This is a genomic window from Shewanella sp. SR44-3 (genome assembly GCF_014163735.1).
GTDB lineage: Bacteria > Pseudomonadota > Gammaproteobacteria > Enterobacterales > Shewanellaceae > Shewanella.
Map to the genome: position 1 here is coordinate 38,759 of NZ_JACJDV010000014.1, position 13,041 is coordinate 51,799.

The following is a 13,041-nucleotide window of genomic DNA, read 5'->3' on the forward strand; positions in this document are numbered from 1 at the left end:
AATTAACTTAATAATAACAAATAGATGCGACTGGTCGGAGTTGTTAGCCTGTTTACCCATCCTTAAGATGCCCTCGAACCAATAAGTGTTAGCGCTCTACGGTAATGCTGCCGATGCAGTATTTAACCAAAGAGGTAGTCACTCACACAATAGAGATAGACCATAATAATGAATAAATTTAACAAGACAATTCTCGCTACAGCCATCACCTTAGCCAGCACCCAAGCTATGGCTGCTGGCTTTCAATTAAACAGTCAATCAGCCACAGGGATTGGCCGTGCTATGGCCGGTGACGCTGTCATTGCTGACAACGCTTCTGTACTTTCACGTAATCCTGCTGCTATGGCTTTATTCGACAAAAAAGCCCTTTCTGCAGGATTAACTTTTGCCGATATCGACGTCAATATTGACGATGTGACTAAGACAGTCCCAGGCCTTGGCAAAGTCAATTTTGGTAATGTACACGGGGCTGCAGACAGTAAAATCATTCCAAACTTTTATTATATCAACCCAATTAATGACAAGTTTGCCATTGGTTTTGCAACATTTAGCAACTATGGTACCGGCACTGAGTTAACGCCTTTGGCAAACTCTGGCGTGGCCTTACCAACAGGTTACCTTCCGGCGCCTGTAGACTTATTGGGTAACACTGAAGTCGTTACCGTGAATTTCAATACCAGCATGAGCTACCGCGTCAATGACGAGTTCAGCTTTGGTTTAGGCATCGATGCTATTTACGCTAAAGGCACCTTGACCCGTAAAGGCAATGTCCCTGTCGCAAATGTTGGCGTAGTACCAGTTGCCTTGGTCGATGTTGATGCTGATGGTTGGGCTTTTGGCGCAATTCTAGGGGTGACTTATGAGATCAATGCGGATCACAGATTTGGCTTAAGCTACCGTTTTAGCCCAACATTGAGTGCTGAAGGTGATGTCAGCTTCAATCGTCAAGATTACGCTAAGATTGATATTCCTATGGCTGATATTGCTCAGTTCGCCGGTTTTCACCAGCTAACAGATACCTTTGCTGTGCACTACACTGCGCAGTGGACTAGTTGGAGCGATTTTGACCATATCACGGTCAAGAATGACCCAGTTCAAAAATATCTTAAAACTTATCACTGGCAGGATTCGTGGTTCCTAAGCTTAGGCGCCACTTATAACATCAGCCAAACATTAACGGCTCGCGTGGGCTTGGCAAGCGATCAAGGCGTTGTTGATCAATTGTCTTCATTGTCTATTCCTGATTCTGACCGCCATTGGTATACCACAGGCCTCAGCTATCAACTTGATGAACAATCTAGCATCGACTTAGGTGTCGCTTATGTTAAAGGCGAAAACGTGACCGTATATGAAAACAGTGCACTTTTAGGTGAAATTACCGCGCAAACACGCTCTAATGGCACCTATTACTCAGTACAATATAACTACAGTTTTTAATCTTCAGTTAGGTTAAGCAACCGTTCTTACTCGCTAAGCCTATGTGCCTGTAGGACAAAATGAGAATAACCGCAGCCTTCACAGGTTGCGGTTTTTTTATGTCAGCCCAGCCACCAGCAAACCACTGATTGTCTATATTTACGATTACCTTTGATGATGTACATCCCTATTCATGAATTTTTTCTAATATAATGATTGCAGTTAGCTCCCCCTTCTATTAGAATTTTCTCATGAACTTTTTACATGCTTGTCATTATCTTGCACAGCTTAAGATCAGCCTGTGCCCACGGCAAAGATGCACCTAACAAGAGAGCAGCTACTCATGGATACTCATTTACATTCAGCACCTCAGCTTAATCTAAATCATAAACCGTTAGCCAACGCCGCCTTGCTATCACTCATCGCCATACTCCTTATACCCTCTCCTCTTCAAGCACAGACTGCTGACATAGTAGCAACGCCACTTGAACGTTTCGAAGTTAAACCCAGTGCTTTAGTGCGTTATACTGAGCTCGATGCCAGTGTTGAGGCAAGCCAAGCGGCAACAGTGGCAGCTCAGACCTCGGGGCGTATTATCAGGCTGTATTACGATATTAACGATTTAGTTTCGCAAGGAGCACCGTTACTTGAAATTACCAGTCAAGCCCAAGGGGCTGAGCTTGCAGGGGCAGAAGCGGAACTGGCTAAAGCCATTGCCATTAATCAAGAAGCTCAAGCCCAATATCAAAGGGTAAGTACACTATTTCCCCAAGGGGCGATTTCTAAAGGCGCAATGGATGAAGCCCGCGTCAAAGCCAAAACCAGTGAACAAGCCATTAGCGCTGCTAAGGCTAACCTCATCAAAGCAAAACAAACATTAGATTACACCGTTGTCAGTGCACCTTTTAGCGGCCGCGTAAGTCAACGGCACGTACAGCAAGGTGAAACGGTATCCTTGGGCCAAGCATTATTTTCAGGCTACGACCCCCAATCGCTGCGCATAGTGTTCCACTTGCCGCAACGCTTGTATGCAAGTCTTGACCCCAATACCCAGGGACAATTTAGCACTTTTGTTAACCAAACCCAGTTTACCTTTGCACACGCCACTGTAATGGCTTTTGCCGATCCTGTAAGTCACAGCCATCAAGTAAGATTGAGCCTAACCCAGCATCCCGAATTAATGGCCACTCTCATCCCTGGGCAATGGCTTAAAGTCAGGGTTAATCAGCAGGCTACGACTGGATTATTGATCCCCAAAAGCGCCTTAATTTCCCAAGGTGAATTTACTGGCGTCTATCTGTTTAACGGCGCTACACTTCAATTAACTCAAGTTCGCGTCGGTAAAACCTATCATGGTCAATTGCAGGTGCTGTCAGGATTAATGTCAGGGGATAACATTGCCCTTGATGCCAGCCTAGCGCAGGCCTACGCCCGAGATAAAAACACCGCCGATAAGCGCTCGCCTCAGCCGATGGAGGCTAACTAATGCAGCCCAAGACTCAGCTGGGTTTATCAGGTCGATTAGCACGTGCATTCGAGCATAATGCCATTACGCCTTTATTGGCAGCCCTTGGTCTATTACTCGGCTTATTTGCCATTTTGGTGACCCCTAAAGAAGAAGAGCCACAAATTGATGTCACCTTTGCCGATGTGTTTATTCCCTACCCCGGCGCGACGCCGATGCAAGTTGAGCAACAAGTCACTCGTATCGCAGAGCAACTAGTTAGTGAAATCAAAGGTATTGATACGCTTTACTCTTTCTCTCAGCAAGATGGTGCACTTATCATCGCCATTTTTGAGGTAGGGATCCCTCGGGATAAAGCCATTATTAATCTCTACAACCAGTTTTATTCCAACAAGCACAGATTCAACAGTGCTGCTGGTATTGGCGAGCCGTTAATCAAGCCTAGGGGCATAGAAGATGTCCCAGTCATGAGCATCACCCTGTGGTCTGACAATGCTAATAACACAAAATCTGCTCCCAAAATGTCTGATAGCAAAAAGCCTGCTGTCACAGCAGCGGATCTCACCTTAATCGCCAGCCGACTAGAAACCGAATTACAACGCGTTACTGGTACCCGTGAAATTTATACCCAAGGCCGCCATGATGCTGTGCTTAATGTGCGCTTAGATCCAGTCAAAATGAATAGTTTCGGCATTATACTTGATGAATTGCTGACTCAGCTTGCCAGTAGCAATCAGCTGATAACTCCTGGAGATATGACTCAAGATAATCAGGTCATTAAAATTCAATCTAGTGATTTTATTCAAGGTGTTAGCGATCTAAAGCAGCTCATCATCAAGATGATACCAGCCAGTGATAAGCGCTCACCCCAAGCCATTTACCTGAGTGATATCGCCGACATCAGTCTTGGCACTGATAACCCTAAATCGACTGTGTGGCATCACACTAAACAAGGCAGCTTTCCTGCGGTCACCATAGCGATTGGCAAGCAAGTTGGGGAAAATGCGGTGGTGCTCACTGAGGCTATTAATCATCGCCTTCAGAGCCTTCGCAATCAGCTTATTCCCGATAATATTAATGTCACTGTGACCAGAGATTATGGAAAAACCGCCGGCGATAAAGCCGACACCCTGATTTTAAAGCTGGTATTTGCCACCGCAGCGGTCATTTTGTTGGTATTTCTGACCATGGGCATACGCGAAGCCTTAGTGGTGGGCATCGCCATTATTATCACCTTAGCAATAACCCTGTTCGCCTCTTGGGCATGGGGCTTTACCTTAAATCGTATTTCCTTGTTTGCACTGATATTTTCCATCGGTATTCTGGTAGATGATGCCATAGTCGTAGTGGAGAATATTCATCGCCACATGGCGCTAAGTGATGAACCACTAACCACACTTATCCCCAAAGCCGTGGACGAAGTCGGCGGTCCAACCATTCTAGCGACCTTCACCGTCATCGCAGCATTATTACCCATGGCCTTTGTCTCTGGCCTTATGGGCCCCTACATGAGCCCTATTCCCATCAATGCCAGCATGGGCATGTTAATTTCACTACTCGTGGCCTTTATGATAACCCCTTGGTTAAGCGCTAAATTTCTACTAAGAAATCATTCTAATACTGCGCTCTCTGGCAATCAGCATGGCTCCCCTTCTAATAAGAGACTGTTAAGATTATTCACCGCTTTAATGGGGCCTTTTATTATTGGCGACAAGGCCGCGCTTGCACGTAAGGGACTGGCCCTTGCTGTAGCGGGCTTAATTACTATTGCCCTCGCACTACCTATGATTCAGACCGTTGTCCTCAAAATGCTGCCCTTTGATAATAAATCTGAATTTCAAGTCATGGTGGATCTGCCAGAAGGCACCCCAGTTGCCATGACTCACAGGGTATTGGCTGAGTTAAGTCAGTACCTTGTCACCATAGATGAAGTGGTGGATGTACAGCGATACGCTGGCACCCATGGACCGATGAATTTTAATGGCTTAGTGAGGCATTATTATCTGCGAAACACCCAAGAGCTTGGGGATTTGCAAGTCAACTTACAAGATAAAGCCTTAAGAAACAGAAATAGCCATGACATAGCATTAGCAATACGCGCGCCATTGCAGCAAATTGCTGAAAAATATCAAGCTAATGTGAAAATTGTTGAAGTGCCTCCAGGGCCACCTGTCTGGTCACCATTGGTGGCTGAAGTGTATGGCCCCACCACAGCACAAAGAGAGCAAACGGCGCAGGCATTACTCGCTCGTTTTAAAAACACACCAGGGGTTGTAGATGCGGACATTTATATGCCAGCACTCCAGGCGCAATGGCAAATCGTCATTGATAAAAATAAAGCCCACCTGCTTGGGGTGCCTTACCAGAGCATACTCAATGCAATCAACACTGGCGTTAGCGGCACCGATATCGGCTATTTGCACCACACTGACGCTAAATTGATGCCAGCTATTCGGCTGCAATTTAATGACATCAGTAAACAGGATTTACAACAGCTTCTGGCATTAACACTAACCAGTAATATCATTGTCGATGGTAAAACCCCATCTACAGTGCCTTTATCTGAGCTTATCAGCATAGAAAAAGGCACCATTCACAAGGATATAGTCCGTAAAAATATGCAGCCGATGATCATGGTAACTGCAGATATGGCAGGGGAAACTGGCAGCCCACTTTATGGGATGTTCGATATGGTGTCGCAGATAAATCAGCAACAAAACATACATCCTCAGCCAGCCGTGAAGCAGCATTTTATCACGGAACCCGACGGCCTATTGCACAACAGTATTTTATGGGATGGTGAGTGGAAAATCACCTACGAGACGTTTCGAGATATGGGCCTTGCCTATGCCATCGGCATGATTGCCATCTATTTACTGGTAGTCGCCCATGTTAAATCTTACCGCGTGCCGCTTATCATCATGGCGCCCATTCCCCTGACCATCATAGGTGTGATGCCAGGACATGCGCTATTAAGTGCGCAATTTAGCGCACCGTCCATGATAGGTATGATAGCCCTGGCAGGAATTATTGTCCGTAACTCAATCTTACTCGTAGACTTTATTCAGCAGCAGGTACAGCAAGGTGAGAGCTTAGGCAACGCAGTTATTCATGCCAGCGCCGTACGCGCTAAGCCGATACTGTTAACCGCGGCGGCTGCAATGATGGGCGCATTATTTATCATAGATGACCCCATTTTCAATGGCTTAGCCATTAGCTTAATTTTTGGGATCTTCATATCAAGCTTACTGACCTTAGTCCTTATTCCCGTGATGTATTTTGCTTTTATGAATAATCCAAGCAAATCGCTGAACGACTAAATCCATTTAATACCACAACCCTATGGAGTTTCTATGCCTTCAACAAGTTCAAATTCAACATCCCAAAACCGTAAACTGTCCTTAGAGCGTGCAGTAATGGCATTTGCAGGTTTTATGATGTTGGTGTCATTAGGATTAACTGTGTGGCTTAGCCCGCATTTTATCTGGCTAAGCGTCTTTGTAGGCGCTAATCTATTCCAAAGTGCATTCAGCGGCTTTTGCCCCGCGGCCATCTTGATGGCAAAGCTTGGTATAAAAACCCAAGCCCAGCTCACTCATGAAGAGTTGACTCATAAAGCGCTAAGCCAATAAAAGTGGACTAAATAAAAGTCTGCGGTTAAATCCCAATCATATAACACCACACAATAAGGATATCCTGTGAAATTTTATACCCAGATGTCAGCCCATTTAGTCCAAGTGATAACAATCACAGTGGCCGCGCTATTGTTATTAACAAGCTTGCTTAGCCTAGCCCATGAAAAATCAGCGGATGTTAACGCAGTAACGGCCTGGGAGTACATAGAACAAGGTGCAACGATCATAGATGTTCGCAGCGCCGAAGAATTTGCTTCAGGTCATTTAGAAGGCGCAAAAAACATCCCATTTGATAATATTGTTAGCGGTGTCAGCAAACTTGAATTAGCTAAAGACAGTAAAATTTTGCTTTATTGCCGTAGCGGCCGCAGAAGTGCTATTGCGCAAGCAAGCCTAATTGAAGCCGGCTATAGCGCGACATTAAATGGGGGCGGCTATGATTCATTAACGGTAAAACCTGAGGCCGCTCACTAATTTGAGACGGTAAATCATTTACCCATGATGCCTCACTGTAAACCTTGGCCTTAATGTTACCAGTCGCTGAATTAAGCTTGTTATACCTTAAATTCGCGGCGTTATTGATGCTATGGTTTTCCCCTACTTTGAATGTTGTTGCTATTTGTTGAGTGATAGTACTTATTACCGCTTCATGCTTAGCCTTTGCATCGACAGCTTAGCCATCTTTTAAACCTCATTAAGCGCATGCTTTCTTGATTTCCCCCTCGCTTTGAACAGCTGTATTCCCCTAGTTTCCCTTGGCTTAGTTTAATACCAAACACATTAATAATGTGATCTATCAGGGCAGCTCAAGCTTTTCAATTCAGCTTTTCAATTCAAGGCGCATTAATGCAGTAAGGGTTATTCCCTTTGAAACCCGCTGAATGACCAGATAATTAATACGATTGGTATAAGACTTAGTTCAGCTTAAATTGCTGTTGAGGGATTAAACCTGAAAAATAACCAACCATATTTAATCGCAGGATTCAAGACCACGAGTATATATTTGACATTGCTATTACAGATCAACCTAAAGACTTAATAATTGATCAAAAACACAACAAATGTGACAAAAAAATAAAATATAATGAATTTTTTAAAAATCTTTTATTCATCATAAAAATTCAAAATCAGGAGTTAAAAATATAATTCTGCGCATTATCACACAACAACAAAAACAATTAAACAATTGAAATAAAAGAAAATAAACAAAACAACCGATATCAACCACCTTAGTGGCATAAAGAAGAACCGCATTTAATTTCAGATGAAAACAACGGATTTATGACGGTCGCCAATTAACAAGCTGTTTACATCGTGTATATGAATGGTTACATTCCACAACGCATAAAATGCAATCTGGCTTAGTTCCCCAGATATAAGAATATTAATCTGTAGTTAACAACACGGAAGACAAAATGAAGACAACACATTTCCCTAAAATTGCACTGAGCTTATCAAGCTTAGCATTGGCGATTTCTGCCAGCGTCAACGCGGCACCAGCACCGCTGAATATCAGTGCTGCAAACATGAATGCAGCCCAAGAAGCACCGCTACCAAAGCGCTATATTGTTAAATTTAAAAATCAAAATGCAGCTCAAAGCTTCTCAAGTGCTGCGGCTATCAGCATAGCAAACGATGACATGAGCTATCAGCCACGCACCAATGAAGTTTTCTCGCAGCTACGAGCATTAAACAGCACTAAAGCGAAAGAAATGAAGCGTATCGGGCGCAGTAATAGCTATACAGCAAAGCTTGATAGTCAAGCGATCAAATCACTAAGGTTGCGCGCTGACGTTGATTATGTTGAAGAAGACGTACCGCGCCAATTACTGGCAGAAACAACTCCTTGGGGCCAAACCTTCGTTGGTGCTACTAGCCTAAGCGACAGCCAAACTGGCAATCGTACTATTTGTATCATCGACTCAGGCTATGATCGTAGCCACAATGATTTAAGTGGCAACAATGTCACAGGTAGCAACAACTCAGGTACCGGCAACTGGTATCAGCCAGGCGCCAATAATGCCCATGGTACTCACGTAGCAGGGACTATTGCAGCAATCGCTAACAACGAAGGTGTTGTAGGCGTTATGCCAAATCAAAATGCTAACATTCATGTGATTAAGGTCTTCAACGAAGCAGGATGGGGATATTCATCATCACTGGTTGCTGCCATTGATACTTGTGTCAGTAAAGGCTCCAACGTCGTCACCATGAGCCTTGGTGGTGCGCAGTCAAGCACCACTGAACGTAATGCCATGACAACCCACCTTAACAATGGGGTGCTATTAATTGCCGCTGCGGGTAATGCTGGTAACAATACTCATAGCTACCCAGCATCTTACGATAGCGTTATGTCAGTTGCGGCTGTAGATAACAATAGAGATCATGCAGCCTTTTCACAGTACACCAACCAAGTAGAAATCTCAGGTCCAGGTGAAGCCATTTTATCAACCGTGACTGTGGGTGAAGGTCGCCTTGCAGATATCACTATTGGTAGCACCTCATACTTTAATAGTGGCGTAGTACCTCATAACCGTTTAATACCGCAAGGTACTAGCTACGGTCCATCACCTGTCAATGCCAGTGCAACTGCGGTATTGGCTGAATGTACTGTCAATGGAACTAGCTTTAACTGTGGCAATATGAGTAATAAAATCTGTTTAGTTGAACGTGTGGGTAACCAAGGCTCAAGCTATCCAGAAATTAATGCGGTTAAAGCCTGTAAAACAGCCGGCGCAAGTGGCGTGATTGTGTACTCCAACACTACACTTCCAGGACTTCAAAACCCGTTTTTAGTCGATGCTAACAGTGAAATCAGCATTCCAACTATGTCTGTGTCACGTGCTACTGGTCTCGCATTAAAAGCACAACTGGGCGCTACGACGACTATCGCTAACCAAGGTAATAAAGATTACGAATATTACAATGGTACCTCGATGGCAACCCCTCATGTGTCTGGTGTTGCTACCTTGGTGTGGAGCTACCACCCACAATGTACCGCTAAGCAAGTGCGCGCGGCATTGAATGCCACGGCTGATGACTTAGGTACTGCAGGTCGTGATGATAAAACAGGTTACGGTATGGTAAATGCTGTTGCAGCTAAAGCTTACCTTGATGCTTCATGCACTGGCCCTACTGATCCGGGTCCAGGCCCTATTGATGCGGTTCTTAAAAATGGTGTCGCTAAAACTAACCTAGGCGGCGCGAAAAATGATGAATTACATTTTTCATTGGCTGTTCCAGCAGGTGCTAAGAACTTAAGTTTTGCACTAAGTGGCGGTACAGGTGATGCTGATCTTTACGTTCAGTATGGCGCCGCCCCAGGTACAGCTGCAGGCACTTATGATTGCCGCTCATGGAACAGTGGAAACGGTGAATCTTGCCCAATAGCAACTGCGCAAAGCGGCACTTATTACGTCATGGTTAAAGCTTATGCGGCATTTAATGGTGCAAGCTTAGTCGCTAACTACACGGCATCAACACCAAGCACTGGTGGTCCAGCGACTTATACCAATGGTACTGACTATGCGATCCCCGATAACAACACAACGGGTGTTGTAAGCCCAATTACCGCAACCCGTACTGGTGATTCAGGCGCTGTCACTGTCGATGTTAATGTGGTACACACTTATTCAGGTGACTTAACACTCAGCTTAATAAGCCCTACAGGTCAAACTGTTGTGCTACAAAGTAAAGTCGGTGGCAGTGCTGCTAACATAGTCAAAAGCTTTACTGCCAACATGACTGGTGTTGAGTCGAGCGGCGTTTGGAAGCTCAAAGCCGTTGATAGCGCCAGCCAAGACACAGGCTACATCAACGCTTGGACACTGACGTTTAAATAACCTTAAACAGCCAGAAATCAAAAGGAGCCTATTGGCTCCTTTTTTACATCTGACAACTCATCATTTAATGTCAGGCTGACAAAGGTATAACACTTTGCTTAGGTTGGTAAATAGCCTTAAAAATAACTGAAAAGCTTGTCGAAGTACTTACATCGACAGCAAGTTTAAGCCTTTTAGCGATATCATTCGCCGATAACACTCCACGGATGCTGTGGTTCTCATGATCAACAACTAAGCAATGTTGCTCACCGGCGTCATGGAGTGTATCAACCACATCACCAATTCGTGCATGGCAAAGATCGCCATAATCTATGGCTTTAAGGGCTGATTTCTCGACCATAAAGTCGATAACACTGAGTTGTTCTCTAACAAATCCTTGAGAAACTTTTTTCATAATTTCTTGATGATTCAGTAAATCAGACGTCACTAAACCAATAAACTGTTCAGCCTCGTCAATCACTAACTTCAATCGAACGTGGGCCTTTTTCATTAAGTATTCAACATCAACAGCCGACGTGCTCTGCTCGATAACCACAGGTTCAACTTGGGTAAAATCGGTAAAAATGGTTAATGCTGGCGATTTGATACTAAAATCCGAATAGTTTTCAGGCCAAGCTAGCTGATCTATTTTTTCCACGGCATACAAAGCAAGTTTCTTCATAACCAACTCCAAAACAGCGAAGCAATTAACGAATAACACAATTAAAATCAGACACCTAACTGATTTTAATTGGTTATCAACATTAAGGATTATCTGCCTCAGCATGTGCTTAAACAATGGTTGTGAAAATTAAATTTACTTAATCTAAATTAGCTATCAAGCACATAGCTTGATCTTTTAAACAAATGCCTATCGTATGAATTACGCTTTAAGTACTTCAGGTTCAATCAGTAAGCTGTGCTCATTATTAGATAGCCACACTTGCCCCTCACTAATGCTCACTTGCAAATTCATGTTGCGATCCACAAACACTTCCATTCCCTTGACTGACTCTTCAGCAATGTTAATCACAGACAAGTTTTTGTAACGCTCAAGTGCTGCGCTATTTTGCTGCCACCAAATAGGCACGCTGCGGCCACCATAAGTATAAAGCTGCACTTTTTTAGCACGGCCGCAGGCCTTTCTCAGCCATTTTTCATCTGCTTGGCCAAACTCTACCCACAGTAATATTTCATCACTTAAGCTCTTATCCCAAAGCTCGGGTTCATCATCGACGCACAGGCCTTTGCTAAAACTTAAACTTTCCGATGCATTTAAGACAAATGCCAATAAACGTACCATCATGCGGCTGTCAGTTTCTGATGGATGCTGAGCCAAGGTTAATTGATGATCGGCATAATAATGCCTATCCATATCAGCAACTTGTATGGCTGCTTTAAATACTGTGGCCTTTGGCGCCATGTTCACACTCCAAAATCGATAAAAATAAAAACCGAGGCTTAAGCCTCGGTTATATACCCAAGCTACTTCAAGATACGAGTTTCAGAGCGCCTAGGGTGCTTTAATTCAAGGCGCATCAATGACTGAATGTCGGCCACCTTTTGAATTGATGCAACACGGTAGTGGAGTGCCCTAGGCACTCCGTCCCGGCGGGTTTTAACGCTGAATCCTGCATCTTGAGGTTGTTTGGGTATAACATGTCTTTAAGCGCACATTGTAAACGCTAAAGTTAAAACGCTATATAAAAACTGTCATGGTACTGCTTTAACTGAACCCACTTAACCCTTGCTGTGAAGAGCTACAAGGAACCGGCCTTAATACACTGAGCTTGCGGAAATTCAGCATTTAAGACGGCAAGTTCAGCCTTGCCTGCAACAATAAGCATGCGCTCGCCCTTTGCTAAATTCAGGCGTATTTGTTCAAAAGAGGGAATGGCTTTGCGCTCAGCATCTCGCCTAAGTAATTCGTTGAGTTCAAAGGCTATGGTTATGTCGCTATAAATACAATCAAGTTGAGAAAACAGTGGCATCACGCCTAAGGGTAACCATTGCGCTGCAATGTGATTATCCAATAGTAATAGCATCCCTTGGCACTGGGTTTTAGTTTGAGAAACTGCCATTGCTTGCTGAAAATGCGCTTGGGTGTTTTTATCCCATCGGTCGCCATTTAATTCAAAAAATTGCTCCCACAACACTCGCCTATCCTTAGCATCAACCACGTTTTGCTGTACTTTATCCCGATTCTGAGCCACAAAATCAAATAAAGGTGCAAGGGATTGAGGCAACCAAGATTCAAGCCGTGCTCGCAAGCTTCTGGCAAATACGGGCGCGGCGCCAGCGGTACTAATAGCAACGACTAAGCGTCCTCTGTCTATGATGGAAGGGGTAATAAAGCGGCAGTATTTTGGGTTATCCACCACATTGCACCAAATTCCGGCTTGTGTTGCCGCGCCGGCAAGGTCGATATTTAACTGTTCATCAGCAGTGGCAAGGTAGATAAGGTCAAATCCTTGCATGTCTTCAAGACTTGCACCACGGCGCATAACGTTAATCCGTCCTTTAGCTTCAAACCCATCAACTTCTGCCGTTGTTACAGGCGCGATAATGCTAATGATAGCCTCAGTCCTGGCAAGTAGCGCAAGCTTGCGGCTTGCCACTTCTCCCGCTCCAACAATCAGCACTGACAATGCCTTGGTATCGACAAATAACGGGAAATACTGCATTAATTTTATAGCCTTTAAAT

At 44.3% G+C, this 13,041-nt stretch carries 9 protein-coding genes; 6 read left to right on the plus strand and 3 right to left on the minus strand.

Going from position 1 to position 13,041, the window contains the following annotated elements:
- Positions 1–168: 168 nt before the first annotated feature.
- The 6 genes from H5073_RS09420 (at position 169) to H5073_RS09445 (ending at position 10,358) form a co-directional block, all read left to right on the plus strand.
- On the plus strand, positions 169–1,437 hold the full coding sequence (locus tag H5073_RS09420) for an OmpP1/FadL family transporter (protein ID WP_182679207.1): 1,269 nt from the start codon (positions 169–171) through the stop codon (positions 1,435–1,437).
- A gap of 322 nt (positions 1,438–1,759) precedes the next feature.
- Positions 1,760–2,902: an efflux RND transporter periplasmic adaptor subunit gene (locus H5073_RS09425; protein WP_182679209.1), complete on the plus strand. Its 1,143-nt coding sequence runs from the start codon at positions 1,760–1,762 to the stop codon at positions 2,900–2,902.
- Complete coding sequence (locus tag H5073_RS09430) at positions 2,902–6,201, plus strand: efflux RND transporter permease subunit (RefSeq protein ID WP_182679211.1); 3,300 nt, start codon at positions 2,902–2,904, stop codon at positions 6,199–6,201. The genes H5073_RS09425 and H5073_RS09430 overlap by 1 nt, the downstream gene beginning before the upstream one ends.
- A gap of 75 nt (positions 6,202–6,276) precedes the next feature.
- A complete protein-coding gene (locus tag H5073_RS09435; RefSeq protein ID WP_182679272.1) occupies positions 6,277–6,513 on the plus strand; it encodes a DUF2892 domain-containing protein in 237 nt (78 codons plus the stop codon).
- A 66-nt stretch (positions 6,514–6,579) separates the two neighbouring features.
- Positions 6,580–6,990, plus strand: coding sequence for a rhodanese-like domain-containing protein (locus H5073_RS09440; protein WP_310734240.1), 411 nt, complete (start codon positions 6,580–6,582; stop codon positions 6,988–6,990).
- 941 nt (positions 6,991–7,931) lie between these two features.
- Positions 7,932–10,358, plus strand: coding sequence for a S8 family serine peptidase (locus tag H5073_RS09445; RefSeq protein ID WP_182679213.1), 2,427 nt, complete (start codon positions 7,932–7,934; stop codon positions 10,356–10,358).
- A gap of 70 nt (positions 10,359–10,428) precedes the next feature.
- Here H5073_RS09445 and H5073_RS09450 read toward each other — a convergent pair whose 3' ends face one another.
- From H5073_RS09450 to H5073_RS09460, 3 genes are all read right to left on the minus strand, one after another.
- Positions 10,429–11,019, minus strand: coding sequence for a CBS domain-containing protein (locus H5073_RS09450; RefSeq protein ID WP_182679215.1), 591 nt, complete (start codon positions 11,017–11,019; stop codon positions 10,429–10,431).
- A 201-nt stretch (positions 11,020–11,220) separates the two neighbouring features.
- Positions 11,221–11,760 (minus strand): YaeQ family protein, encoded by a 540-nt coding sequence (locus H5073_RS09455; RefSeq protein ID WP_182679217.1) that lies wholly within the window; start codon positions 11,758–11,760, stop codon positions 11,221–11,223.
- A gap of 337 nt (positions 11,761–12,097) precedes the next feature.
- Positions 12,098–13,021 (minus strand): bifunctional precorrin-2 dehydrogenase/sirohydrochlorin ferrochelatase, encoded by a 924-nt coding sequence (locus H5073_RS09460; RefSeq protein ID WP_182679219.1) that lies wholly within the window; start codon positions 13,019–13,021, stop codon positions 12,098–12,100.
- Positions 13,022–13,041 lie beyond the last annotated feature (20 nt).